A 24,682-nucleotide genomic window follows, 5' to 3' on the forward strand; every position below is an offset into this window, starting at 1 on the left:
CCAGAAACAGCAGTCAGCCATCTGCTGGATCCGTCCCTTCGTCTTCTTCCGGACCTATTTCGGGGAGTCGCAGCCGTGATCAGCGAGCCAAGCAGGCACTGCGCGGTGGAGCTCCAGGCCCTGCCGTCGCGGATCGGTCAGGTCCGCAGAATCATTTCGGCGCAATTGCGCTACTGGCATCTCGATCCTCTGATCGACCAGGCAGCGCTCGGCGTCACCGAACTGCTGACCAATGTCCACCGGCATGCACAGCCGGACAAATCGTGCACCGTCGAGATCGAGCTGCTGCTCGACCGTCTGACGGTCTCCGTCCACGACCACGACCCCCGGCTGCCGACCGTGTGCGATGCCGATCCCTCCGCCACTTCGGGGCGCGGAATGGCGCTGATCGCCGCTGTCAGCGAGAGCTGGGGCGTACGACCGAGCGACGACGCGGGAAAGGTCGTCTGGTTCACCCTCCCCGCTCCTTCCTTCGCCACCACTCCGCGTCCTCTCCCGGTGTACGGATCGACGACCGACGGTCCGTTCGGCTCCGGGCCCGGGATCCTCATGGAGCCTGCGGCGGTGGAGACGCGCGCCCGGTCGGCGGTCGTCGGCTGACAGGGGCGGCGCGCCGCAGCCGTCAAGCGGAGCGCGGGGAACGCGTCGACCACTCACGGCCGGCGCGCTCCCTCACGACCGGGTTGCGCACGCGCCGGCCCGACCGCAGGCCCTCCTTCGGTACCTTCCGGTAGGCGCGGTGGCCGCATGAGCGCTCCGGGCCGCCTGCCGGACCGCGACCGGCTGACGGCGGGCAGACAGTGGTGACGACGTGACGTCGTCCGTACGGCAGGGCACGGGTCAGCCGAGGGCGGCCAGCGGATCGTCGAGCACGGGCTGCCAGGCCAGTTCGGCAGCGCCCACCAGGCTGTTGTGATCCAGGGTGCAGGACAGGATCGGCACGCTGCCGCTGCGGCCCCACAGGCTGCGGTCGGCCACCACCGCCCGGAGCCGTTCGGGGTCGGCCTCCAGGAGGTCGCGGTGCAGGCCGCCGAGGATGATGCGGTCCGGGTTGAGGATGTTGACCAGTCCGGCCAGGCCCAGTCCTAGGCGGTCGATCAGCTCCTGGGCGGCGGCCCGCACACAGGGGTCGTCGTACTCCGCGCGCAGCAGGTCGCCCGACTGCTTGAGGAGTGACTCCTCGGGGCCCGGCTGCCGGTGCGCCGCGGTCAGGAAGGCGAGGGGGTCCGTCTCGACGTCCAGGCAGCCGCGTCCGCCACAGTGGCAGGGGCGGCCCTCGGGGTTGACCGTGAGGTGCCCCACCTCCAGGGCGAGGCCCGAACTCCCGCTGTGCAGGCGGCCGTCCAGGACGAGGGCGCCGCCGACACCCCGGTGGCCGGTGGCCACACACAACAGGTGCTGGGCACCGCGCCCCGCCCCGTGCCGATGCTCGGCGAGAGCGGCGAGATTGACGTCGTTCCCGGTGAACGCCGGCCCGGAGATGCCCGCCTCGCGTACACAGGCGGTGAAGATCTCCCGGACGGGGGCGCCCGCCGGCCAGGCGAGGTGCATCGGATTGAGTGCGGTGCCCTCGGGTTCGGCGACCGCGGAGGGGACGGCCAGCCCGGCGCCGACGCAGCGCAGTCCGCTGTCCCGGAGCAGTTGGGCACCGGCTTCGACGACCTCGCCGAGGACCTGCGCGGGGTCGGCCATCACGGCGACGCAGCCGGGTGCGGTGGCCACGATCCTGCCCCCGAGCCCGACCAGCGCGGCGCGGAAGCCGTCGGCGTGCACCTGGGCGGCGAGGGCGACCGGCCCGCTGTCCCTGACGGACAGCCGGTGCGAGGGGCGGCCCTGCGAACCGGCCGCGGAGCCGGGGCTGGAGTCGACCCTGATGAGCCCGAGCGCTTCGAGCTCAGCAGCCACCGCGCCGGCGGTGGCCCGCGTGACGCCGAGTTCGGAGGTCAGCACGGCACGCGTGGGCGCGCGGCCGGTGTGGACCAGCTCCAGGGCGGGCCCGAGCGCGCTGCGGCCCCTCTCCAACTTTGTCCGCGTGGTGGTCGACTTGCCGTTCATGGGGGCGAGTCTCCCATGGTCCGCGGCCGCCGCCGACGCTCCGGGGCCCCGCACCGTTCACCGGCACGTCATCGAGGCAGCCGTCTTGCGCACGCCGTTCGCACACCCCTATGCTGAATTTGTGCCGCAACTAAACAAACTGCGGACGGCCCTGACGGGGGGACCTGGCGGAGACACCGCCCCACCCTCGCCGGCCCGCCTCCGTACCGCGCTGACCGTGTTCTTCGCCCTGGACGGGTTCCTGTTCGCCGGCTGGGTGGTCCGCATTCCGGCGATCAAGCACCAGACCGGGGCTACCGCCTCCACTCTGGGGCTCGCCCTGCTGGGCGTCTCCGCGGGTGCGGTGATCACGATGATGCTCACCGGGCGGCTCTGCCGGCGCTACGGAAGCCATGCCGTCACCGTCGTCTGCGGCGTCCTGCTGCCGCTGAGCATCACCCTTCCCGCGCAGACGCATTCGGCACCCGCGCTCGGGCTCGTCCTGCTGCTGTTCGGCGCCGCGTACGGCGGCATGAACGTGGCGGCGAACAGCGCGGCCGTCGATCTGGTCACCGCACTGCGCCGCCCCGTGATGCCGAGTTTCCACGCCGCGTTCAGCCTGGGCGGCATGGTGGGAGCCGGACTCGGCGGGCTCGTCGCGGGCGGCCTCTCCCCGTCGGCCCACCTCCTCGCGCTGGCCGGTATCGGACTGGCCGTCACCGCGGTCGCCGGTCCCGTGCTCCTGCGCCACCGCTCGGCACCCGGTACCTCCGCCGCGGTGCCGAGGCCCTCGGGTCCGAAGCATCCGCACCGGATGGCTGGTCGCGCCCGCCGGATCGTGATCCTGTTCGGCGTCATCGCCCTCTGCACGGCGTACGGCGAGGGTGCGCTCGCCGAGTGGGGCGCGCTTCACCTCACGCAGGACCTGCACGCCGCCCCCGGTCTCGCGGCCGCGGGCTACTCCCTCTTCGCCCTGACCATGGCCATCGGCAGGCTCACGGGCACCACGCTCCTCGAACGGTTCGGGCAGACCCGCACGCTCGTTGCGGGCGGGGCCACGGCCGCGACGGGCATGCTGTTCGGCGCGCTCGCACCGACCGTCTGGCTCACCCTGCTCGGCTTCGCCGTGGCCGGTCTGGGGCTGGCCAACATCTTCCCGGTCGCCGTCGGCCGGGCCGGCGCGCTGGCCGGCCCGAGCGGAGTGGCCGCCGCGTCGACACTCGGCTACGGCGGAATGCTGCTGGGACCGCCGGTGATCGGCTTCATGGCCGACTGGTTCTCCCTGCCGGTGGCCCTCACCACCGTGGCACTGCTCGCCGCGACCGCGGCGGTACTGGGGTACGGAGCCCGGAACGCGGCGCACACCTGAACGATTGAGTAGCCGTACTCAGGCACGGGCCGCTCCCCCGGAGCACGATGGGAGCATCAACGACCCACGGGGAGCGGGACATGAGTCACCAGGTGATGAACAAGCGGCTGCGCACGGCGGCACGGCTGACCTTCGGCAACACGGCTTCGCGGATCTACCTCGGCCTGGTCCTGGCCGCCACGGTGTTCGTCGCCGTGGACACATTGTTCGTGGCCCACGAGGACGCGTCGTTCGCCGGGGTCTGGGTGTTCTTCCTCGCGGCACCGACCGTGTTCCTCTTCCTCGTCGGCGGCTCCATGGCCGGTGCGGAGGCGGGCGGACCGGCCTGGTTCGTCTATCTCGCGCTGATCGTGTCCGTACTGGCGCAGGCCTGCGCACTGGGCTGGTTCACCCGCATGGTGCGCCGCACGGGCCGTGAGCACTCCGCCCACCCGCAGGGCGCCTGACCCACCCGGTACGATCACGGCCGTGGAGATCTCGGAGCACGTCACTTCGCTGTCCGCGGAGGGCCTGTCACTCGCGGCAGCGGCCCGGGACGCGGGGACCGACGCACCGGTCCCGACCTGTCCGGGCTGGCGGGTGCGCGACCTCCTCAGGCACACCGGCATGGTGCATCGCTGGGCAGCGGCGTTCGTGACCGAGGGCCATCGCACGTACCACCCCGACGGCGGCGAGCCCGATCTGGACGGGGACGACCTGTTCGACTGGTTCGGCGAAGGTCACGGTCTGCTGGTCGAGGCGCTGCGGGCGGCACCGGCCGACCTGGAGTGCTGGAGCTTCTTTCCCGCGCCTTCCTCGCTGGCCTTCTGGGCCCGTCGGCAGGCTCACGAGACCAGGATCCACCGGGTGGACGCCGAGTCGGCGCGTGGGGGACCGCCGGCGCCGGTGGCCCCGGCGCACGCCGTGGACGGCATCGACGAACTGCTGACCGGATTCCACGCCCGCCCCAGGAGCAGGGTGCGCACCGACGTGGCGCGCACCCTGCGGGTGCGGGCCGTGGACACGGAGGCGGTGTGGGACGTACGGCTGTCGACCGACCCGCCGCGGACGGTGCGCGACGGCGGCACCCTGGGGACACCGGCCGACTGCGTACTGAGCGGCACGGCCGAAGAGCTCTTCCTGGTCCTGTGGAATCGCCGGCCGCTCTCCTCCGTCGCGCTGAGGGGGGACCGCGAGATCGCCGAGTTGTGGTGCGACCACTCAGGGATCACCTGGTCGTGAAGGGGAGGCGTGTCGGGGACCAGGCAGGGTCGCTCAGCCCCGCGGTCCGTTCAGCATCCTGGAGAGCACCGCTCGCTGCAGCGGCTTGGCCTCCGCGTGCCGGGCCCGGCCGCCGTCCGTCAGCTCGACCCGGACGCCGCGGCGGTCCTCACCGCACATCCCGCGGCGGACGAGGCCGTCCCTCTCCAGCCGTGCGACGAGCCGCGACAGCGCGCTCTGGCTGAGGTGGACCCGGCACGCGAGCTCCTGCACGCGATAAGCTGCGCCGCCGTCCTCGGCCGCACCCTCGGCGAGGATGTCCAGCACCTCGAAGTCACTGGCCCCCAGGCCGTGCCCGCGCAGCGCGCGATCGAGCTCGCACAGGGTCCTGGCGTGCAGCGCGAGAATGGCACGCCACTCGTCGACGAGTGCCTGCTCGGACCGTCTGGCTGCCATGTCCGCACGCTAGCAGAGCCGAGGACCGTCGTTGCGGCCGCATGAGACGCCCACGCATGGAGCCATATTCCCTGCCGCCCGCCGGTTCGGCCCCGGCCTGGACGTCGGCGACGGAGACGCCGTGCGCCAGGACGTCGTGCGGCTCGCACCCCTGCGCGGCCGCTCCTCGTCGGCCCGCTCCCGGGACGGGGGTACGAGCGGCACGGTGGTGGTGTCCTGCGTCAGGACGGTCCGCCCCTCGCGCCCCCGGCATCCGCTGCCCGGCCGTCCAGGAGGCCGACCGAGCGGGCGAGTTCGTGGGAGGCCCGCCGGAAGAAAAGGTCCCGCTCCTCGACGAGGCGGGTGAACTGGCCGAAGATCTCGAAGGAGATCAGCCCGAAGAGCTGTGCCCACGCCGCGACGAGCGCCGCCGCGACGGCGGGCGGGAGATCGGGGGCGAGGCCGGCCGCCATGCGTTCGGCCTCGGGGCGCAGTTCGGGGGCCAGCGGCGCGACGGCCAGGCCCTCGCTGAGGTAGGCCTCGCGTACCAGCCCGATGAGAACGATGCCCACGCGGGAGGCGGGGCCGATGGTGTCCTGCGGTGCAGTGTAGCCGGGGACGGGCGAGCCGTAGATCAGCGCGTACTCGTGGGGGTGGGCGAGCGCCCAGTCCCGCACGGCGCCCGCGACCGCGGTCCAGCGGGCGGGGTAGGGGCCGGTGGATCCACCGGGGGTCGCGCGGGCGGCCTCCGCGGTCGCGCCGACCGCGTCGTAGGCGTCGACGATGAGGGCCGTGAGCAGGTCGTCGCGGCTGGGGAAGTACCGGTAGAGCGCGGAGGAGACCATGCCGAGTGCGCGCGCCACGGCGCGGAGGGAGAGCTTCGCGGCGCCGTCCGCCGCGAGCTGTTTCCTGGCCTCGTCCTTGATGGCGGCGGTGACTTCGATGCGGGCGCGTTCCCTGGCTCCCCTGATGGCGCTCATGAGGGCAGTCTGCCACGAGAGCGGAGCACCGACCAATAACGAGAGCGGTGCTCTTGCTTTTGATCACCTACCACGTGCACACTGCTCTCAAGCGAGAGCACCGCTCTCTCAACGGGAGGAGATCCCCATGTCGCAGCGGCCGTATTACCGCCGGAGCAGCGCCTTCACCGTCCGCATGAACAGTGCCGTCGGCTGGCTCGCCCGCCACGGTTTCAGCCTTCTCGGCACGGCGGAGATGTCGGTACGGGGCCGCAAGAGCGGACAGATGCAGCGGATCCCGGTGAACCCCCACACCTACGAGGGCAGGCAGTACCTCGTCTCCGCCCGCGGCCACTCGCAGTGGGTGCGCAACATGCGGGTGGCGGGCGGCGGAGAGCTGCGGGTGGGCAGGAAGCTCCGCACGTTCACGGCGCAGGAGATCGCGGACGACGAGCAGAAGATGCTGATCGTCCGCGCGTACCTGGAGCGCTGGGGCTGGGAGGTCAACCAGTACTTCCAGGGCGTCACCGCCAAGTCCACCGACGCGGAGCTGCTGGCCGCCTGCCCCGACCACCCGGTCTTCCGGATCACCGTCGAGGGCTGACCCCGATCAGGAGCCCCGCGGCCGAAGCGGCCCAGCTGCCCGGACGGCCGCGATGCCCTCAGCGGTTCCAGCGGCCTCGGAGTCCCGGAAGCCCCGGCGGCCCGAACCGGCCCGGCGAAGCCACCCGGCCCGAGCGGTCCCGCCGTACCTACCGGTCCATCGCCGACAGCGCCCGCTGCGCCAGCGGATGCGTACGGACCAGCTCGGCCAGGGAGGTCGTCCCCCGGGTGACCCCGGCGAACGCGCTCCAGGCCGGGCGGAAGCCCGTCAGCACCGCGTGCAGGATCCCGGGGCGCCGCTCGAACAGCTTGAGCATGCGCCGGCCGACGCCCATCTCGACCCCCAGCCCCGCCTTGATGGCGAACGCGTAGTTGAGCGCCTGCCGCCGGGCGTCGACCGCGTCGTGCGACTCCGCGATCCGCACAGCCCACTCGCCGGCGAGCCGACCGGACCGCAAGGCGAAGGAGATGCCTTCCCTGGTCCACGGCTCCAGCAGTCCGGCCGCGTCGCCGCAGACCACCACGCGGCCGCGGGAGAGCGGCGAGTCCTCGCTCCGGCAGCGCGTCAGATGACCGGAGGAGATCGTCGGCTCGAACCCGGCGAGGCCCAGCCGGCCGATGAAGTCCTCCAGATACCGCTTGGTCCCCGCACCGTCGCCGCGCGCCGCGATCACCCCGACGGTCAGCGTGTCGCCCTTGGGGAAGACCCAGCCGTAACTCCCGGGCATCGGGCCCCAGTCGATGAGCACCCGCCCGGCCCAGTCCTCGGCCACCGTCGCCGGCACCGGGATCTCGGCCTCCAGCCCGAGGTCCACCTGGTCGAGCTTCACCCCGACATGGGCTCCTATGCGGCCCGCGCTGCCGTCCGCGCCGACGACGGCCCGTGCCAGGACCGTCTCGCCGTCGGCCAGCACCACCGCGACCGTGCGCCGGTCCGGCACGGCGGGTCCGTGCTGCTCGACCCGCGCCACCGCCACACCGGTGCGCAGTTCGGCACCCGCTTTCTGTGCCTCCTCGACCAGACCGGCGTCGAACTCCGGACGGTTGATCAGCCCGAAGAGCATGCGCTTGGACCTGCGCGTACGGGACAGCTTCCCGTTGAGCGAGAAGGTGACGGAGTGGATCCGGTCCTTCAGTGGCAGTTCGAAACCGGGGGGCAGGGAGTCCCGCGAGAACCCGATGATGCCGCCGCCGCAAGTCTTGTAGCGGGGAATCTCGGCTTTCTCCAACAAAAGCACCCGGCGGCCCGCGACGGCTGCCGCGTACGCCGCGGAAGCTCCCGCCGGACCCGCGCCGACCACGACGACGTCCCATACCGACGACGACTCTTCCGGCTCACGTCCGGCGTCTGCGTTCTCGCTGCTCACGATGTGCTTCTGCTCCCGATCCCGACCAGTGGCCCCAGTTGCTCACGGCATCCTACGGCGCGTTGCGGCCGAGCCCCTCTGTGGGAGGATCAGCCATGATTTCGCCATACATGCAACGCCGCACCCACGGCGTCGCCCACGGTTGCGTACACACCGCGCCATAGACCTAACGTCGCACCCACGAGGAGCGTGCCCATGACCGCCCGTCCGATTTCCGAGACCGTCGCCTCGCTGATGCCCCGTGCGAAGGCGGAGCTGACCGAGCTGGTGGCGTTCCGGTCGGTGGCGGACCCCGCGCAGTTCCCGAAGAGCGAGTGCGAGGCGGCGGCCGACTGGGTCGCCGACGCACTGCGCGCCGAGGACTTCCAGGACGTCGCCCTGCTCGACACCCCCGACGGAACCCGGTCGGTGTACGGCTTCCTGCCCGGCCCGGCCGGTGCACCGACCGTACTGCTCTACGCGCACTACGACGTGCAGCCGCCGCTGGACGAGTCCGCCTGGCTCTCCCCGCCGTTCGAACTGACCGAGCGCGACGGCCGCTGGTTCGGCCGGGGCGCGGCGGACTGCAAGGGCGGCTTCATCATGCACCTGCTCGCGCTGCGCGCCCTCAAGGCGAACGGCGGCGTCCCCGTCTCCGTCAAGGTGATCGCGGAGGGCTCCGAGGAGCAGGGGACGGGCGGTCTGGAGCAGTACGCCGAGGCGCACCCGGAGCTGCTCGCCGCCGACACGATCGTCATCGGGGACACCGGTAACTTCCGGGTGGGCCTGCCCACCGTCACCGCGACGCTCCGGGGCATGACCATGCTGCGGGTGCAGTTGGACACCCTCGAAGGCAACCTGCACTCCGGGCAGTTCGGTGGTGCGGCCCCGGACGCGCTGGCCGCGATGATCCAGTTGCTCGCGTCGCTGCGGGCCGAGGACGGCACGACGACGGTCGACGGGCTCACGACGGACACCGAGTGGGACGGACTGCAGTACCCGGAGGGCGAGTTCCGCAGGGACGCCAAGGTGCTGGACGGTGTGGAGCTGATCGGTACCGGCACAGTGGCCGACCGCATCTGGGCGCGGCCCGCGGTGACGGTCATCGGGATCGACTGCCCGCCGGTGGTCGGTGCCACCCCGTCGCTGCAGGCGCGTGCCCGGGCGCAGATCAGCCTCCGGGTGCCGCCGGGCCATGACGCCGCCGAGGCCACGAAGCTGCTGACCGCCCATCTCCGGTCGCACGCCCCGTGGGGCGCCCGGGTGTCGGTCGAACAGGTCGGCCAGGGTCAGCCGTTCCGCGCCGACATCACCAGCCCGGCGTACACCTCGATGGCGGAGGCCATGCGGGTCGCCTACCCGGGCGAGGAGATGCAGTCGTCCGGCATGGGCGGCTCGATCCCGCTCTGCAACACCCTGGCCGGGCTGTACCCGGCGGCGGAGATCCTGCTGATCGGGCTGAGCGAGCCCGAGGCGCAGATCCACGCGGTGAACGAGAGCGTGTCCCCCCAGGAACTCGAACGCCTGTCTGTCGCAGAGGCGCTGTTCCTGCAGAACTACGCGGAGTCCAAGAAGGTCTGAGGCCTCCCGCCGCTACGCGCGTGCGGGCGACGCCCCGAACAGAATCCCGGGCGACGTCCGCCCGCGCGTGCGTTCGCGGGATGGAACTCGTCGGCGTGCTCCCCCGGCTGCACGTGTTCCGCTCACCCGGTCTCCCAGGCGCACCTCTGGCGCGACGGCGCGGACCTGATCCTGGTCGACGCCGGGACGTGCGCGCCGCGCCCGCGATCGTGGACGCGCCGACGGTGCCCCGGCACCGCCCACCCGCGTCGACCGCGAGCGGGCGGACTGCGACGAGCTCTCGTTCGGCGGTGCCCGGGTGATCCGCTCCCCCGGTCGCACCCCTGCATCCAACTGCCCTGTCACGGTGCTCAGTTCACCGGGCGCCGCGTGGCCGGGGCGGACCAGGTGACGCCGGGCCTCCTGCACACGCACCGCGGCCGGGGCGGCGTTCCGGCGGCCTGCCGCCCCGGCCCCCGCCGTCGGCTGCTTCGGTCACGGCGATCCGCTCACCGTGGACACGGCCGTGCCGCCCGTGACCGCCACGGGGCGCCGGCCGGCGGGCGCTCCCTCACCCCACCGGCACCCCGGCCTCCAGGTTCAGGACGGTGGCCCGCTCGCGGGCGCGCAGGGCCCAGCGCAGCCGCTCGAAGCGGGTGGGCGGCAGCATGCCGGCCGCCTCCTCCTCGGTGACGAACCGCCAGCCGCGCAGCTCCGAGCCGGGAAGCAGCAGGTGTGCGGCGTCCTCGCCGGACAGGAGTCCGCCGTCGAAGAGGAAGCGCAGGCCTCCGTACGCGGGCGGGTCCGGCGCCTCCCAGTCGACGACCAGGAGCTTCGGGACCGTGCGGAGGCGGAGCCCCAGCTCCTCGGCGACCTCCCGGATCCCGGCCTCGGCCGGCGCCTCTCCCGGCTCCACCACCCCGCCGGGGAACTCCCAGCCGGGTTTGTAGGTCGGGTCGACGAGCAGCACCCGGTCCTGCTCGTCGAAGAGCAGGACCCCCGAAGCGACGGTCTCCGCACGCGGTTGCGGGGTCTGGACTATCCCGCATTCCTTGGCCTCTCCGCTGCGGACCGCCTCGGCGATCCGCCCGGCCGTCTCACGCGGGGTGAGGGCGGTGGTGTCGATCGTGAAGGCGTCCGCGGTGATCCACTCGAGCGCCGCCCGGTAGGGCTCGATGTGTGCGTACGCCCACTGTTCGGAGCGCTCGTGGTGGTCGGGATCGCCCGTGAACTCCTCCCGGTCGGCTATCCGTCTCCGCAGGATCGTTTCCTCAGGTGAGAGCAGTACATGGCACACCGGAATGCGCCGAGAGGCGAGTCCGCCGAAGATCTCGTCGCGGTACTCCTGCCTCAAAAGTGTCATCGGCACCACGAGCACCCCGGGAAGTTCGGCGAGCAGCGCGGCCGCCGTGTCGACCACCAGGCGCCGCCAGATCGGCAGGTCCTGGAAGTCGGTCACTTCGGCGAGCTTCTTCTGGGGCAGTAGGTGGCGCAGTGCCCCGCCGATCAGTTCGGGGTCGTAGAAGGTGCTGTTCGGGATCAGGTCGATCAGTTCGCACGCAGCACTGGTCTTGCCCGCACCGAACGCACCGTTGATCCAGACGATCACGGGTCCCCCTCTTCCGTAGCCCCCTGTGGCTTGCCCGCAACACCCTGCTGCGGAAACCCCGCCGGGGCGAAGCTTGTTGCGGAGAAGCGACCGCCGGGGGCGCAAGGGGCGTCCCACTGTACGAGCCCGGGCAAGGACGCGGCCGTTACGGGGGCGCCGGATGCCGTTGAGCGGACAGCGCAGGAACGGCGTGGGGCACAGGACGCGTTCCTCGTGGTCATTCCGCGGACGGGGACAGCCGACACGCCACCGGTCCGCCCGGGAGCAGCCGAGAGCCGCCGGGAGCCGCCGTCCGCCGGGTGGAGGGCCGGGGCACCGCCGGTCACCACGGAGCGGCCACGGCCCTTGCGTGCGCCCCGTCGTGGCGGACCGCCGAGGCGGCGGCGGCCGCGCCCACCAGGCCGGCGTCCGCGCCCATCACGGCCGGGGCCACCGTGAGGCCCTGGACGAAGGAGAGCGTGGCGTAGTCGCGCAGGAATCTGCGCAGCGGTGCGAAGAGCGTCTCGCCCGCCCCGGCCACTCCCCCGCCGATCACCGCGATGTCGATCTCGGTCAGCGTGGCGGTGGCTGCGACGGCGGCGGCGAGCGCCTGGGCGGCCCGCTCGTACGAGGCGACCGCGGCCGGGTCGCCGGCCCGTGCGGCGGCGGCCACCGCGGCGGCGGTGGCGTCACCGTCCGGGCCGGGCAGCCATCCGTTCTCCAGGGCGCGCCGGGCGATGTTCGGCCCGCTGGCGAGGCGCTCGACGCAGCCGCGTGCGCCGCACGGGCACAGGTCGCCGTCCAGGTCGACACTGATGTGGCCGATGTGGCCCGCGTTGCCGGTGGGCCCCCGGTGCAGCTTTCCGCCGAGCACGAGGCCGCCGCCGACACCCGTGGAGACGACCAGGCACAGGGCGTTGTCGTGGCCGCGGGCAGCCCCGAGCCAGTGCTCGGCCGCCGTCATCGCGACACCGTCGCCGACCAGCACGACCGGCAGTCCGCCCGTCGCCGCGCCGACCCGCTCCACCAGCGGGAAGTCCCGCCAGCCCGGAACGTTGACCGGGCTGACCGTGCCCGCCGACGCGTCCACGGGACCCGCGCTGCCGATACCGACCGCGTTCACCCCGTGCCACAGGGGCGACGCCTTGAGCTCCTCCAGGACGGCGCCGACCGCCGCCATGACCGTTTCGGCGTCCTCACGTGCGGGCGTCGGCCGCTGGGCCCGCACCAGCAGGGATCCGCCGCCGTCCACCAGCGCGCCGGCGATCTTGGTGCCTCCGATGTCGAGCGCGGCAACGAGGTCGGTATGCATCGGTGTGGACTCTCCGGAGGGGTGAGGGGCAGGACCTGCGAGTTCCGTGGGTGGTCCGCACAGTCTCCATTCTGTTGACAACGTTGTCCAGGGCCTATGCTCGACGCCACAGCCTCCGGGCCCCTCCCAGCACCGCCCCGGGAGGCCGGAACCGCCCGCACCCGACGACAGGACAGCGCACCGTGGCCGAGACCGCCCGTCATCCCGAGTCCCGCTACGGCAACAGGCCGACCATGAAGGATGTGGCAGCCCGTGCCGGAGTGGGACTCAAGACGGTCTCCCGGGTGGTGAACAGCGAACCCGGTGTCACCCCTGACACCGAGCGACGCGTCCAGGAGGCGATCGAGGCCCTCGGATTCCGCCGCAACGACAGCGCGCGCGTTCTGCGCAAGGGCCGTACCGCCTCCATCGGCCTCGTGCTCGAGGACCTCGCGGACCCCTTCTACGGCCCGCTGAGCCGCGCCGTGGAAGAGGTGGCCCGCGCCCACGGCGCCCTGCTCATCAACGGCTCCAGCGCCGAGGACCCGGACCGCGAGCAGGAGCTCGTCCTCGCGCTCTGCGCCCGTCGTGTGGACGGCCTCATCGTGATCCCGGCGGGTGACGACCACCGCTACCTGGAGCCCGAGATGAAGGCGGGTATCGCCACCGTGTTCGTCGACCGGCCGGCCGGTCGGGTCGACGCCGACATGGTCCTCTCGGACAGCTTCGGCGGTGCGCGCGAGGGAGTGGCCCACCTGATCGCGCACGGCCACCGCAGGATCGGCTTCATCGGTGACCAGCCCCGCATCCACACGGCCAAGGAACGACTGCGCGGCTACCACGCGGCCCTGACCGACGCGGATATCACGGTCGAGGACTCCTGGGTCTCCCTCGGCTCGACCGATCCGGCCCGGGTCAGGGCCGCCGCCGAGACCATGCTCACCGGCCCCGAGCCGGTCACCGCGCTCTTCGCGGGCAACAACCGTGTGACGGTCACGGTCGTCCGGGTCCTCGCGGAGTGCGACCGCCGGATCGCGCTCGTCGGCTTCGACGACATCGAACTGGCCGACCTGCTGGGCATCACCGTGATCTCCCAGGACGCCGCGGCGGTCGGCCGGACCGCCGCGGAGCACCTCTTCCGGCGTCTGGACGGCGCCGACCACGCCCCGGCGAGGGTGGAGCTGCCGACACGGCTCATCCCCCGCGGCTCGGGCGAACTGCCGCCCGTCTGAGCCGCCTACGGAGCCGTCACGGTCGCCCCGCCGCGGCGGGGCGAGGCGAAGGTGTCCAGGTCCGCGCGGGAGAGGCCGGTGAGCTCGGCGACCTCCGCGGTGTCCAGGGCGCCGCAGTCGATGCCCCGCAGCAGGTAGCCGCTGAGGGCCTTCGCGGTGGCCGGCTCGTCCATGACGTCGCCCCCGGCCTGGGCCACGTACGCGGCGAGCCGGGACGCGGCCTGGCGCAGGCCCTCGCGGTAGAAGGTGTAGACGGCCGCGTAGCGGGTGGGCAGGTGCCCCGGGTGCATGTCCCAGCCCTGGTAGTAGGCACGGGCCAGGGCGCGGCGGGTGAGGCCGTAGTGGAGGCGCCAGGCGTCGTGGACCTGCTCGGTGGGGCCGACGGGCAGCACGTTGGTGGAGCCGTCGCAGACGCGTACGCCGGTGCCCGCGGCGGCCACCTGCATGACGGCCTTGGCGTGGTCGGCGGCGGGGTGGTCACTGGACTGGTAGGCGGGGCTGACGCCGACGCAGGCGCTGTAGTCGAAGGTCCCGTAGTGCAGGCCGGTCACGCGGCCGCGGGCGGCGTCGATCATGCGGGCCACGGCCGCGGTGCCGTCGGCGGCGAGGATGGACTGGCTGGTCTCGATCTGGATCTCGAACCCGAGGCGCCCGGCCGGCAGCCCGTGCGTCTGCTCGAATGCCTCCAGCAGGCGGACGAAGGCCGCGACCTGCTCGGGGTACGTCACCTTCGGCAACGTGAGGACGAGCCCGTCGGGGAGGCCCCCGGCCCGCATCAGGCCGGTGAGGAAGATGTCCGTGGTGCGCATGCCCCGGTCGCGCACGGCCGCTTCCATGCACTTCATGCGGATGCCCGTGTACGGGGCCGCGGTCCCGCCCCCCTGCGCCTCGGACACCAGCCGGGCCGCGCGGGCCGCCGCCTCGTCCTCCTCGGCGTCCGGACGCGGCCCGTAGCCGTCCTCGAAGTCGATGCGCAGGTCTTCCACGGGCTCGCGCTCCAGCTTGGCCCGTACACGGTCGTGGACGGGCTCCGCGAGCTCCTGCGGGATGCCCAGGACCCCGGCGAGGGCTGCGGCGTCGGGGGCGTGCTCGTCGAGGGCCGCCAGCGCGCGGTCGCCCCAGGAGCGGACGGTCGTAGCGGCGAAGGCGTCGGCGGGGACGTAGACGGTGTGGACGGGCTGGCGCGTGCCGGGGTCTCCCGGGTAGCGGCGGGCGAGTTCCGCGTCCACCTCCGCGAGGGAGGCGCCGATCTCCGCACCGACCGCGCCGGCGAGGCTCGTCGCCACCTTCTCCTGCTGTCCCATGACCGCGCCCTCCGCCTGCGACACTTCCGCTTCCCGGAACCCTTAATCCGCATAGTGAAGTTATTGGCCGTCGCTGCTCACGTCAATGGTGAGCGGAAACGGCCCGGGGCCGCGCGGCGAGAACACCACGCGGCCCCGGGCCGTCGCACGGGTACGGCTTCCGCCGGATCAGCCCTTGCGGGCCTTGACCTCGTCAGTCAGCTGCGGGACGACGTCGAACAGGTCGCCGACGACGCCGTAGTCGACCAGATCGAAGATCGGGGCCTCGGCGTCCTTGTTGATGGCGACGATCGTCTTCGAGGTCTGCATGCCGGCCCGGTGCTGGATCGCGCCGGAGATGCCCGAGGCGATGTACAGCTGCGGGGAGACCGACTTGCCGGTCTGGCCGACCTGGTTGGTGTGCGGGTACCAGCCGGCGTCGACGGCGGCGCGGGAGGCGCCGACGGCGGCACCGAGCGAGTCGGCGAGCGCCTCGATGATCGCGAAGTTGTCCGCACCGTTGACGCCACGTCCGCCGGAGACGACGATCGCGGCCTCGGTCAGCTCCGGACGGCCGGTCGACTCACGCGGGGTGCGGGAGAGGACCTTGGTGCCGGTGGCCTGGTCGGAGAAGGAGACCGCGAGGGCCTCCACGGCGCCGGCGGCCGGAGCGGCCTCGACGGCGGCCGAGTTCGGCTTGACCGTGATGACCGGAGTGCCCTTGGACACACGGGACTTGGTGGTGTACGAGGCGGCGAACGCGGACTGCGTCGCGACCGGCCCCTCGTCACCGGCCTCCAGGTCGACGGCGTCGGTGATGATGCCGGAGCCGATGCGGACCGCGAGGCGGGCCGCGATCTCCTTGGCCTCGGCGGAGGAGGGCAGCAGCACGGCGGCCGGGGACACGGCGTCGTACGCGGCCTGGAGCGCGTCCACCTTCGGTACGACGAGGTAGTCGGCGAACTCCGGCGCGTCGGCGGTCAGGACCTTCACCGCTCCGTGCTCGGCGAGCACGGCCGCGGTGTCGGCGGCCCCGTTGCCGAGGGCGACGGCGACGGGCTCGCCGATGCGGCGGGCGAGCGTCAGCAGCTCCAGGGTGGGCTTGCGGACGGCACCGTCCACGTGGTCGACATAGACGAGAACTTCAGCCATGGGACTTCAATCTCCTGCGTGCGAGGGAGTGCGGGGCGGTGAGGGAACAGCCGGGGGCTCAGATGAACTTCTGGCCCGCAAGGAACTCGGCCAGCTGCTTGCCGCCCTCGCCCTCGTCCTTGACGATCGTGCCCGCCGTACGGGCCGGACGCTCGGCCGCGGAGTCGACCGCGGTCCAGGAGCCCCCGAGGCCGACCTCGTCCGCCTCGATGTCCAGGTCCTCGAGGTCCAGGGACTCGACCGGCTTCTTCTTGGCCGCCATGATGCCCTTGAAGGACGGGTAACGGGCCTCGCCCGACTGGTCGGTCACGGACACGACGGCCGGGAGGGACGCCTGGAGCTGCTCGCTCGCGGTGTCGCCGTCACGGCGGCCCTTGACGGTGCCGTCCTCGACCGAGACCTCGGAGAGCAGCGTGACCTGCGGGACGGAGAGGCGCTCCGCGAGCAGGGCCGGAAGCACACCCATGGTGCCGTCCGTCGACGCCATGCCGCAGATGACCAGGTCGTAGCCGGTCTTCTCGATGGCCTTGGCGAGCACCAGCGAGGTACCGATGACATCGGTGCCGTGCAGGTCGTCGTCCTCGACGTGAACGGCCTTGTCGGCGCCCATCGACAGCGCCTTGCGCAGCGCGTCCTTGGCGTCCTCGGGGCCCACCGTCAGCACGGTGATCTCCGCGTCGTCCGCCTCGTCGGCGATCTGCAGTGCCTGCTCGACCGCGTACTCGTCGAGCTCCGACAGCAGACCGTCGACGTCCTCACGGTCCAGGGTCAGGTCATCGGCGAAATGCCGGTCGCCGGTGGCGTCGGGCACGTACTTCACACAGACAACGATCCTCAAGCTCACGCCGGCTCTCCTACTGCATCGTCATTTCTGGGCTGCCTTGTTGCACGCAGCATAGGCGCCTGTGGGGCGGATCCGGTCGGGGCGACCGATGCTCCGAGGGCAATATTACTCGCCAGTACACCCAGTGCATTCCCCGTAAGCAAGCGCTTGGAACTGTGACGTTGCCAACGCGCTCCGCGCAGGTGCCGCCTGCGTGCCCTCAGTCTCGCAGAGCCGTGAAACGACCCTGGTGGTAGACCAGCGGGCGGCCGCCACCCGCCGGGTCCCCGAGCACCGTCCGGGCGATCACGATGCGATGGTCCCCGGCCGGGATCCGGGCCACCACCCGGCACACCAGCCAGGCAACCACACCGCCGAGCAGGGGCACGCCCTCGGGTCCGCTGCGCCAGTCGGTGGACGGGCCGAACCGGTCGGCGCCCCTGCGCGCGAAGGTGGCGGCCAGTTCCCGCTGGTCCTCGCCGAGTATGTGCACCCCGATGTGCTCGGCCTCGGCCACGACGGGCCAGCTGGAGGACGAGGTGCCCACACCGAAGGAGATGAGGGGCGGATCGGCGGCGACGGAGTTGAGGGAGGTCGCGGTGAAGCCGACCGGTCGCTCACCGGCCGCGGTGATCACGGCCACACCGGCGGCGTGCTGCCGGAAGACGGAGCGGAGAAGTTCGGGCGAAGCCGTCAGGGGGGTGCCGAGACCGGGCGATGCCGTCATGGAAGCGTCCTTCTGCGAGGGGGCGTACGGGGCCGAGGGTTCTTCAGGCACCCGGACAGCACGCACCGGCGTGGCGCGCGAGGTCCGCGGGGACCCGGCCGAAGAGAAGGAGTTCTGGCGGCATGGCGTCAGGGTGACGATGCGCGGTACGCGCGGTCAAGCGCGTCCCGGTATATGGGAGATGCGTCACGGTCCGTCACATCGCCTGTCCCAGCGCGGCGACGACGTCCGCGGTACGCGGCTGCCCCACGGCCCTGCGGACGATCCGGCCGCCCGCGTCCAGGACCAGGACGGTCGGTGTGCGGCTGATGCGGAGTCTGCGCACGAGCGCGAGATGCGCCTCCGCGTCGATCTCCACATGGGCGACGCCCTCGACCATTCCGGCCACCTCCAAGAGCGTGCGCCGGGTGGCACGACAGGGCTGGCAGAACGCACTCGAGAACTGCACGAGAGTGGCCCGATCCCCCAGCTCAGCGCCGAGTTGGGCGCGGTCCAGCGTATCGGCAGCCGTCTGCCCGTTCATCCGCGGCCTCCTTCTCAGAGCTCTGCCCAAGGAGTCAGCACCGGGCCGCGGCATTACATTCCCGGAGGATTCACGTGACGAGAATCTCGCGCCCAGGGCCCTTCGGGACTGGCCACGGCGTCGCGCATGGGGCACGATCGCCACAATGCCGGATACCTACGGCTGCGTAACTTACGCCGGGAGAACCCTCCCCAGGCGCTGAAGAAGGGTCTTCATCCAGATGGCAGAACTCGTCTATCGGCCGGTCATCGGCGCCGCTCGCACGCTGTTCAAGGCGCTCGACCTGAAGATCGACACACAGGGTTCGGAGCACATCCCGAAGACCGGTGGCGCGGTACTGGTCAGCAACCACATCAGCTATCTGGACTTCATCTTCACGGGACTCGGTGCGCTGCCCCAGAGGCGGCTCGTCCGCTTCATGGCGAAGGAATCGGTCTTCCGGCACAAGGTCTCCGGGCCGCTGATGCGCGGCATGAAGCACATCCCCGTCGACCGCAAGCAGGGCGAGGACGCCTACGCGCACGCGCTGGCGTCGCTGCGGTCCGGCGAGATCGTCGGGGTGTTCTCCGAGGGGACCATCTCCGAGTCCTTCACCCTGAAGAGCTTCAAGTCGGGTGCCGCCCGGCTGGCCCAGGAAGCCGGCGTACCGCTGATCCCCATGGCGCTGTGGGGCACCCAGCGCATCTGGACCAAGGGGCACCGGCGCAATTTCCGTCGCAGCCACATCCCGATCACCATCCGGGTCGGCGAGCCCATGCAGGCGCCCTCCGACCAGTACGCGGGCGCGATCACCCGTCGGCTGCGGGAACGCGTGCAGGAGCTCCTCGAGGCGGCGCAGCGCGCCTATCCGGTGCGCCCCAAGGACGCGAGCGACACCTGGTGGATTCCGGCCCATCTCGGCGGCACGGCTCCTACGCCCGACGAGGTACGCGAGCGAGGCTGACGAAGGGGCGCGCAGCAGGCGTCACGCCGGGGCGTGGAGGGTGATCCGCGCTCCCGGGCTCATCTTCTCCAGCGACTCGGCGAGCTCGGTGGCCGCGGCCTCGAGCTCGCCGGCCGCCAGGGGGGCGAGGCCCTCCAGCAGGAAGACCGCGTTCACCGATTCCTCGGTGAGGCGCGTGCGGGCGCCCTGGCGCCAGTTCCAGCGGCGGCAGGTGACGGCCTCGTCGTCGCACCAGACGACTTCGCCGGGCTCCGGGTGTTCCACGACGTCCGCACCGCCCGCGACCGTGGGGAACGGCTCCTGACCGGTGGCGCGTACGAGCCGCATGGCGCCCCTGATGCGGTCCGTGTCCTCGCCGCCGACGGGGATCAGGTGGGCGACGCTGATGGCGTTGTAGACGTCGACCAGGCGGTTGACGCGGGGCAGCCCGGCGTCGGTGAGCGCGCGCCTGGCGAGGGCTTCGGCCGAATTGCGGGTTCGGGACGGCTTGGCGCCGAACGCCGCGTACGTCTCGCGCCAGGCCGCGACGTGCGGATCCTCGTGCGGGGCCCGGCCGCCGAGCCGCTCGACGAGCCTGCGGGTCGCCTCGTCCAGGAGGGCCGAACTGTCCTCGTCGCTCGGCGCGTTCACCAGGCCGTGCGCCTCGACGGCGAAGTGGCTGAAGCCCGGGGCGAGGTGGCGGACCTCGTCGGAAACGGTGATCGTCAGGGTCATTGTCTGCCTTACGTCGACGCGGTACGGATTCGGGGAGAGACCGCTCCCGGCGCGGGCGTCAGAGCGCGGTGGGAAGGTTCGACCACGACTCGGCGCGGCCCCGGGCGCTCCGCAGCACACGGAGACCCACCGGGTGCGGTACTGCGTAGAGTACCGGAAAGTCCACTCCAATAAACTTCCTTCGTGGCACCCGGGCCGGCCGCTCCACTCCGGCCGAGAGTCGGCGCCGACGCCGGAACCATCACCGCGGGAATCCTGCGGCGCCCGGCGGTCCACCCCCGGAAGCCTCACCGAGACCGGCCCGTGGACGGCCGGAGCGGCGCCGTAGTCGTCGGTGAGCCGCCGGCGGCAGAGGCCGGCAGGGATGTCCGCGGTCCGCAGCAGGGCCGCCAGGGCGTGCGCCTCGGCGGATCGGATGCCCTGTACGGGCGGCGAGCCCACCGGGCGGCGCGCGGATCCCCGGGGACCCGCGGGGACGGCGTCACGCACGAACGGGCAGGAGGCGGGGGCGCATGGGTATGCATCGGCCGACTCCGCGCCGAGCGGCTCGGCCCTCTCGCGCACGAGCGGGTGGGCATGGTCGATGACCTTGTCAGCGGCGAGGTGGGAGGAATTTCCGGGGCATGCCGAAGCGGCTCCCCACCCGCCGAGCACGGCGAAGCGGCCGACCGGCATCAATGCCTTCCGGTCGACCGCACAGGTACGCTACGAGCGCGCCATCTCTTCCTTGAGCGCCTGGACGAACGCGTCGACGTCTTCCTCGCGGGTGTCGAAGGCGCACATCCAGCGGACGTCCCCGGCCTTCTCGTCCCAGAAGTAGAACCGGAAGCGCTGCTGCAGCCGCTCGGTCACCGCGTGCGGGAGCCGCGCGAAGACGGCATTGGCCTGGACCGGGTGAAGGATCTCGACGCCGTCCACCGCGCGGACGCCCGCAGCGAGCCGCTGCGCCATCTCGTTGGCATGACGGGCGTTGCGCAGCCAGAGATCGCGCGCGAGCAGCGCCTCCAGCTGGACCGAGACGAAGCGCATCTTGGAGGCCAGCTGCATGGACAGCTTGCGCAGATGCTTCATCGCACGGACGGAGTCCGGGTCGAGGACGACGACAGCCTCGCCGAAGAGCGCGCCGTTCTTGGTTCCGCCGAAGCTGAGCACGTCGACACCGACCGTGTTGGTGAACGTACGCATCGGCACGTCCAGGGACGCGGCGGCGTTGGCTATCCGGGCACCATCCAGGTGCACCTTCATGCCCCGCTCGTGGGAGTGCTCGCAGATGGCCCTGATCTCTTCGGGCGTGTACACGGTGCCGAGCTCGGTGTTCTGCGTGATCGACACGACCTGCGGCATCGCCCGGTGCTCGTCGTCCCAGCCGAAGGCCTGCCGGTCGATCAGTTCCGGCGTGAGCTTGCCGTCCGGGGTGGGGACGGTGAGCAGCTTCAGCCCGCCCATCCGCTCCGGTGCGCCGCCCTCGTCCACATTGATGTGGGCGGACTCGGCGCAGATCACCGCACCCCAGCGGTCGGTGAGCGCCTGGAGGGCGACCACATTGGCGCCGGTGCCGTTGAACACCGGGAACGCCTCGGCGGTCGGGCCGAAGTGGCTGTGCATGACCCGCTGGAGGTGTTCGGTGTAGTCGTCCTCGCCGTAGGAGACCTGATGGCCGCCGTTGGCGAGGGCGAGGGCCGCGAGGACCTCCGGATGCGCGCCCGCGTAGTTGTCACTGGCGAAACCGCGTACCTGCGGATCGTGATGACGTCGCGCGTCGGTCCTTACGGTTGCGGGGTCAGCCACAGGCGCTTTCCGTTCACTTCTCCGGCGGGCACGTCCCAGACGCCGGCGATGGCCTCGGCCAGCTCCTTGACGTCGGTGAAACCCGCGAACTTCGCATGGGGGCGCTCGGCGCGCATCGCGTCGTGCACCAGTGCCTTCACGACCAGGATCGCAGCAGCAGCCGTCGGCCCTTCGTCGCCCCCCGCCTTACGGAAGGCATCACCGAGGGCGAGCGTCCATGCCTCGGCCGCCGCCTTGGACGCCGCGTAGGCGGCGTTGCCGGCGGTGGGGCTGCTGGCTCCGGCGGCACTGACCAGAACGTACCGGCCGCGGTCGCTGCGCTGGAGGACGTCATGGAAGGCGAGCGAGGTGGACTGGACGGTGCGGACCAGCAGCTTCTCCAGGAAGTCCCAGTCCGCCAGGCTGGTGTCCGCGAAGCCGGCACTGCCGCGCCAGCCCCCGACCAGGTGCACCAGGCCGTCGACCCGGCCGAACTCCTTCTCCGTCCTGGCCGCCCAGTCCTTGGTCGCCTCCAGATCGAGCAGATCCACGGTCTCGCCGGTGACGGTCGCCCCGCCGTGGGCGTAGCGTGCCGCGTCGACCGCCTCGGCGAGCCGCTCGGGGTGTGCGTCGGCGGCGACCACGGTCGCACCCGCCTCCGCGAGCCTGATCAGGGTGGCCCGGCCCGCGGCTCCCGCCGCTCCCGCCACCGCGATCACCGCACCGTCGAGCACACCGCTCCCGTCACCCTTGGCTGTTGCGTTCATGGCCACCGCCTCCTCAGAACGTGCGCTCACGCGGCTGCCCGCCCGGCATCCGTCGCGGTGATCCCCTTGGTGGAGGCGATCACGTGCTTCAGCTTCTTGGAGAGCGCCTCATAGAACATGCTCAGGGGAAACTCGTCCGGGAGCACGTCGTCGACGAGCTTACGCGGCGGCTGTGTCACGTCCAGGGCGTCCGGACCCTTGGCCCAGCGGGAACCGGGGTGCGGTGCGAGATAGCTCGCGACCAGGTCGTACGCCGCGAACCAGTGGACCAGCTTGGGTCGGTCGATGCCGTCGCGGTAGAGCTTCTCGATCTCGGCGCAGAGCTGGTTGGTGACCTGCGGGGCGCGGGCCCAGTCGATCTTCAGCGTGTTGTCGGTCCAGCGGACCACGTCGTGCTTGTGGAGGTAGGCGAAGAGGAGCTGGCCGCCGAGCCCGTCGTAGTTGCGGACGCGCTCGCCGGTGACGGGGAAGCGGAACATCCGGTCGAACAGCACGGCGAACTGCACGTCACGGCCCTGGCCGAAGCCGTCGGCCTCCAGCTTCACGGCCTCCTTGAAGGCGGTGAGGTCACAGCGCAGCTCCTCGAGCCCGTACATCCAGAACGGCTGGCGCTGCTTGATCATGAAGGGGTCGAACGGCAGGTCACCGTGGCTGTGGGTGCGGTCGTGGACCATGTCCCAGAGGACGAACGCCTGCTCGCAGCGCTTCTGGTCGCCGATCATCTCGCGGATGTCCTCGGGCAGCTCCAGGCCCAGGAGGTCGACGGACGCCTTGGTGACCCGGCGGAAGCGGGCGGCTTCACGGTCGCAGAAGATGCCGCCCCAGCTGAAGCGCTCGGGGGCTTCGCGCACGGCGATCGTCTCGGGGAAGAGCACCGCGGAATTGGTGTCGTAGCCCGAGGTGAAGTCCTCGAACGTGATGCCGCAGAACAGCGGGTTGTCGTAGCGCGTGGCCTCGAGGTCGGCCAGCCACTCGGGCCACACCATCCGCAGCACGACCGCTTCGAGATTGCGGTCCGGGTTGCCGTTCTGCGTGTACATCGCGAAGACGACCAGATGCTGGAGGCCGTCGATGCGGTCCCTGGCCGGCTGGAAGGCGAGGAGGGAGTCGAGGAAGTCCGGGACCCCGAAGCCGTCCGCGGCCCAGCGGCGGAGGTCCGCGACGAGCGCGCGGTGGTATGCGGCGTCGTGCGGGAGCAGCGGGGAGAGCTGCTCGACCGCGGTGGCGACTCGCTCGATGGTGGCCTCGGCCGTCCCGGCCGAGGGCGCGCCCTCGGCGCCGAAGTCGATGGAGCCGTCCTTCGCCTGCCAGGGGCGGAACTCCTCGACGGCACTCTTGAGCGCGTTCCAGGCGGGGTGCTCGACGACCCGCTGGGCAGCGGCTGTCGCGCCGGGTGCGGTGGCGTGCTCAAGAATTTCCGTCATAACTCTTCCTTCACGGGAGAACCTCGCGTCAAGCAACCGTATCCATGCGGGGTTCCTTCGGACAAGTGGGATCCAGAAAATTATCCTGCCACCCCTCATTGTCACCGCTATTTTTCCTGCCACACCCCCATGTGACAAGTTCTTCCGTCGGGCAGGCGGGACATGCACCGCCCTCCACGCGAGAACTGGTTCCCTGTGGGCAGGAGCGGCACACGGTACGGACGACGGACGGAAGCGGGATCGCCTTGACTTTTCTCACCATCGGCCATCGCGGGGTTATGGGTGTCGAGCCCGAGAACACACTGCGCTCGTTCGTACGGGCCGAGCAGGCAGGCATGGACGCCATCGAGCTCGATCTCCATCTGAGCGAGGACGGCGCGCTCGTCGTCATGCACGACGCCGCCGTGGACCGCACGACGGACGGCAAGGGGCTGATCGCCGAGAAGACGCTGGCCGAGCTCCGCGAGCTCGACGCCGGGCGGGGCGAGCGCGTGCCCGTCTTCGAGGAGGTGCTCGACGCGGTCGTCTCACCGGTGCAGGCCGAGATCAAGGACGTGGCCGCGGCGCGTGCGCTGGCCGAGGTGATGTTGCGGCGCGATCTCGCCGGCCGGGTCGAGGTGTCCTCGTTCCACGACGAGGCGGTCGCCGAGATCGCGCGGCTGGTTCCAGGGGTGCGGACCGCACTGATCGCCGGCCGCTGGGGCGGCGACGTGGTGGAACGGGCCAAGGCCGTGGGCGCGGCGACACTGGCCCTGAACATCCGCCGCCTCACCCTGGAGGTGGTCGAGCATGCCCATGAGGAGGGTCTGAAGGTGATCGGCTGGGTGGTGAACACCCAGGACCACCTGCGTCTGGTGCGGGCCCTGGGCCTGGACGGTGCGACGACCGACTACCCGGAGATCCTTCGCGCGGGCCGTTTCACCGCCTGAGCCCGTCGCGGGC

General features: G+C 71.7%; 24 protein-coding genes. 9 read left to right on the top strand and 15 right to left on the bottom strand.

The genetic code is table 11. The features are described from left to right. Nucleotides 1-75: 75 nt before the first annotated feature. Nucleotides 76-600 carry an ATP-binding protein gene (locus AB0F38_RS08560; RefSeq protein ID WP_361888688.1) on the top strand — a complete coding sequence of 175 codons (525 nt, stop codon included), beginning with the start codon at nucleotides 76-78 and terminating at the stop codon, nucleotides 598-600. Nucleotides 601-840: 240 nt separating this feature from the next. Here AB0F38_RS08560 and AB0F38_RS08565 read toward each other — a convergent pair whose 3' ends face one another. Continuing rightward, a complete protein-coding gene (locus AB0F38_RS08565) occupies nucleotides 841-2,055 on the bottom strand; it encodes an ROK family protein (protein ID WP_361888691.1) in 1,215 nt (404 codons plus the stop codon). 121 nt (nucleotides 2,056-2,176) lie between these two features. Between AB0F38_RS08565 and AB0F38_RS08570 the strand changes: the two genes are divergently transcribed. From AB0F38_RS08570 to AB0F38_RS08580, 3 genes are all read left to right on the top strand, one after another. Next, nucleotides 2,177-3,403, top strand: a complete 1,227-nt coding sequence (locus tag AB0F38_RS08570; RefSeq protein WP_361888694.1) for an MFS transporter — start codon at nucleotides 2,177-2,179, stop codon at nucleotides 3,401-3,403. Between the two features lie 80 nt (nucleotides 3,404-3,483). Then, complete coding sequence (locus tag AB0F38_RS08575) at nucleotides 3,484-3,849, top strand: hypothetical protein (protein WP_361888697.1); 366 nt, start codon at nucleotides 3,484-3,486, stop codon at nucleotides 3,847-3,849. Between the two features lie 22 nt (nucleotides 3,850-3,871). Next, entirely contained in the window at nucleotides 3,872-4,624 is a 753-nt protein-coding gene (locus AB0F38_RS08580; protein ID WP_361888700.1) for a maleylpyruvate isomerase family mycothiol-dependent enzyme, read from the top strand. 33 nt (nucleotides 4,625-4,657) lie between these two features. Here AB0F38_RS08580 and AB0F38_RS08585 read toward each other — a convergent pair whose 3' ends face one another. After that, complete coding sequence (locus AB0F38_RS08585) at nucleotides 4,658-5,059, bottom strand: MarR family transcriptional regulator (protein ID WP_361888702.1); 402 nt, start codon at nucleotides 5,057-5,059, stop codon at nucleotides 4,658-4,660. A gap of 221 nt (nucleotides 5,060-5,280) precedes the next feature. Continuing rightward, entirely contained in the window at nucleotides 5,281-6,018 is a 738-nt protein-coding gene (locus AB0F38_RS08590; RefSeq protein ID WP_361888705.1) for a TetR/AcrR family transcriptional regulator, read from the bottom strand. Nucleotides 6,019-6,145: 127 nt separating this feature from the next. Between AB0F38_RS08590 and AB0F38_RS08595 the strand changes: the two genes are divergently transcribed. Beyond that, the gene (locus tag AB0F38_RS08595; RefSeq protein ID WP_361888708.1) at nucleotides 6,146-6,601 is read left to right on the top strand and encodes a nitroreductase/quinone reductase family protein; all 456 of its coding nucleotides are present in this window, start codon (nucleotides 6,146-6,148) and stop codon (nucleotides 6,599-6,601) included. Between the two features lie 148 nt (nucleotides 6,602-6,749). Here AB0F38_RS08595 and AB0F38_RS08600 read toward each other — a convergent pair whose 3' ends face one another. Next, the gene (locus AB0F38_RS08600; RefSeq protein WP_361888711.1) at nucleotides 6,750-7,967 is read right to left on the bottom strand and encodes a geranylgeranyl reductase family protein; all 1,218 of its coding nucleotides are present in this window, start codon (nucleotides 7,965-7,967) and stop codon (nucleotides 6,750-6,752) included. Between the two features lie 195 nt (nucleotides 7,968-8,162). Between AB0F38_RS08600 and AB0F38_RS08605 the strand changes: the two genes are divergently transcribed. Next, a complete protein-coding gene (locus AB0F38_RS08605; RefSeq protein WP_361888714.1) occupies nucleotides 8,163-9,527 on the top strand; it encodes a dipeptidase in 1,365 nt (454 codons plus the stop codon). Between the two features lie 550 nt (nucleotides 9,528-10,077). On the opposite strand, the gene AB0F38_RS08610 is transcribed toward AB0F38_RS08605, so the two are convergent. After that, nucleotides 10,078-11,115, bottom strand: a complete 1,038-nt coding sequence (locus AB0F38_RS08610) for an NUDIX hydrolase (RefSeq protein WP_361888717.1) — start codon at nucleotides 11,113-11,115, stop codon at nucleotides 10,078-10,080. A gap of 322 nt (nucleotides 11,116-11,437) precedes the next feature. After that, nucleotides 11,438-12,406 carry an ROK family protein gene (locus AB0F38_RS08615; RefSeq protein ID WP_361888720.1) on the bottom strand — a complete coding sequence of 323 codons (969 nt, stop codon included), beginning with the start codon at nucleotides 12,404-12,406 and terminating at the stop codon, nucleotides 11,438-11,440. A gap of 182 nt (nucleotides 12,407-12,588) precedes the next feature. Between AB0F38_RS08615 and AB0F38_RS08620 the strand changes: the two genes are divergently transcribed. Then, complete coding sequence (locus AB0F38_RS08620; RefSeq protein ID WP_361888723.1) at nucleotides 12,589-13,617, top strand: LacI family DNA-binding transcriptional regulator; 1,029 nt, start codon at nucleotides 12,589-12,591, stop codon at nucleotides 13,615-13,617. 5 nt (nucleotides 13,618-13,622) lie between these two features. Here the strand turns inward: AB0F38_RS08620 and AB0F38_RS08625 are convergent, their stop codons facing one another. The 5 genes from AB0F38_RS08625 to AB0F38_RS08645 form a co-directional block, all read right to left on the bottom strand. Beyond that, the gene (locus AB0F38_RS08625; protein WP_361888725.1) at nucleotides 13,623-14,921 is read right to left on the bottom strand and encodes an aldolase/citrate lyase family protein; all 1,299 of its coding nucleotides are present in this window, start codon (nucleotides 14,919-14,921) and stop codon (nucleotides 13,623-13,625) included. Nucleotides 14,922-15,089: 168 nt separating this feature from the next. Next, the gene (locus AB0F38_RS08630) at nucleotides 15,090-16,052 is read right to left on the bottom strand and encodes an electron transfer flavoprotein subunit alpha/FixB family protein (RefSeq protein ID WP_361888728.1); all 963 of its coding nucleotides are present in this window, start codon (nucleotides 16,050-16,052) and stop codon (nucleotides 15,090-15,092) included. Between the two features lie 58 nt (nucleotides 16,053-16,110). Beyond that, a complete protein-coding gene (locus AB0F38_RS08635) occupies nucleotides 16,111-16,896 on the bottom strand; it encodes an electron transfer flavoprotein subunit beta/FixA family protein (protein ID WP_361888732.1) in 786 nt (261 codons plus the stop codon). 199 nt (nucleotides 16,897-17,095) lie between these two features. Next, the gene (locus AB0F38_RS08640; RefSeq protein ID WP_361888735.1) at nucleotides 17,096-17,602 is read right to left on the bottom strand and encodes a flavin reductase family protein; all 507 of its coding nucleotides are present in this window, start codon (nucleotides 17,600-17,602) and stop codon (nucleotides 17,096-17,098) included. Nucleotides 17,603-17,798: 196 nt separating this feature from the next. Further along, a complete protein-coding gene (locus AB0F38_RS08645; RefSeq protein WP_361888738.1) occupies nucleotides 17,799-18,125 on the bottom strand; it encodes a thioredoxin family protein in 327 nt (108 codons plus the stop codon). Between the two features lie 220 nt (nucleotides 18,126-18,345). On the opposite strand from AB0F38_RS08645, the gene AB0F38_RS08650 reads away from it, so the two are divergent. Then, nucleotides 18,346-19,068, top strand: a complete 723-nt coding sequence (locus tag AB0F38_RS08650; RefSeq protein WP_361888741.1) for a lysophospholipid acyltransferase family protein — start codon at nucleotides 18,346-18,348, stop codon at nucleotides 19,066-19,068. Nucleotides 19,069-19,089: 21 nt separating this feature from the next. Here AB0F38_RS08650 and AB0F38_RS08655 read toward each other — a convergent pair whose 3' ends face one another. The 4 genes from AB0F38_RS08655 to AB0F38_RS08670 form a co-directional block, all read right to left on the bottom strand. Next, nucleotides 19,090-19,782, bottom strand: coding sequence for a phenylalanine--tRNA ligase beta subunit-related protein (locus AB0F38_RS08655; RefSeq protein ID WP_361888744.1), 693 nt, complete (start codon nucleotides 19,780-19,782; stop codon nucleotides 19,090-19,092). Nucleotides 19,783-20,487: 705 nt separating this feature from the next. Beyond that, on the bottom strand, nucleotides 20,488-21,570 hold the full coding sequence (locus AB0F38_RS08660) for a low specificity L-threonine aldolase (protein WP_361888747.1): 1,083 nt from the start codon (nucleotides 21,568-21,570) through the stop codon (nucleotides 20,488-20,490). Continuing rightward, nucleotides 21,549-22,316 carry an SDR family NAD(P)-dependent oxidoreductase gene (locus tag AB0F38_RS08665; protein WP_361888750.1) on the bottom strand — a complete coding sequence of 256 codons (768 nt, stop codon included), beginning with the start codon at nucleotides 22,314-22,316 and terminating at the stop codon, nucleotides 21,549-21,551. Before AB0F38_RS08665 ends, AB0F38_RS08660 begins: the two co-directional genes overlap by 22 nt. A 26-nt stretch (nucleotides 22,317-22,342) precedes the next feature. Beyond that, complete coding sequence (locus AB0F38_RS08670; RefSeq protein WP_361888753.1) at nucleotides 22,343-23,740, bottom strand: DUF6421 family protein; 1,398 nt, start codon at nucleotides 23,738-23,740, stop codon at nucleotides 22,343-22,345. A 245-nt stretch (nucleotides 23,741-23,985) separates the two neighbouring features. On the opposite strand from AB0F38_RS08670, the gene AB0F38_RS08675 reads away from it, so the two are divergent. Then, a complete protein-coding gene (locus AB0F38_RS08675; RefSeq protein WP_361888756.1) occupies nucleotides 23,986-24,669 on the top strand; it encodes a glycerophosphodiester phosphodiesterase family protein in 684 nt (227 codons plus the stop codon). The last annotated feature ends 13 nt before the right edge of the window (nucleotides 24,670-24,682 follow it).

Origin of the sequence: Streptomyces sp. NPDC025273 (genome assembly GCF_040638585.1) — a bacterium.
Lineage (GTDB): Bacteria > Actinomycetota > Actinomycetes > Streptomycetales > Streptomycetaceae > Streptomyces > Streptomyces cinereorectus.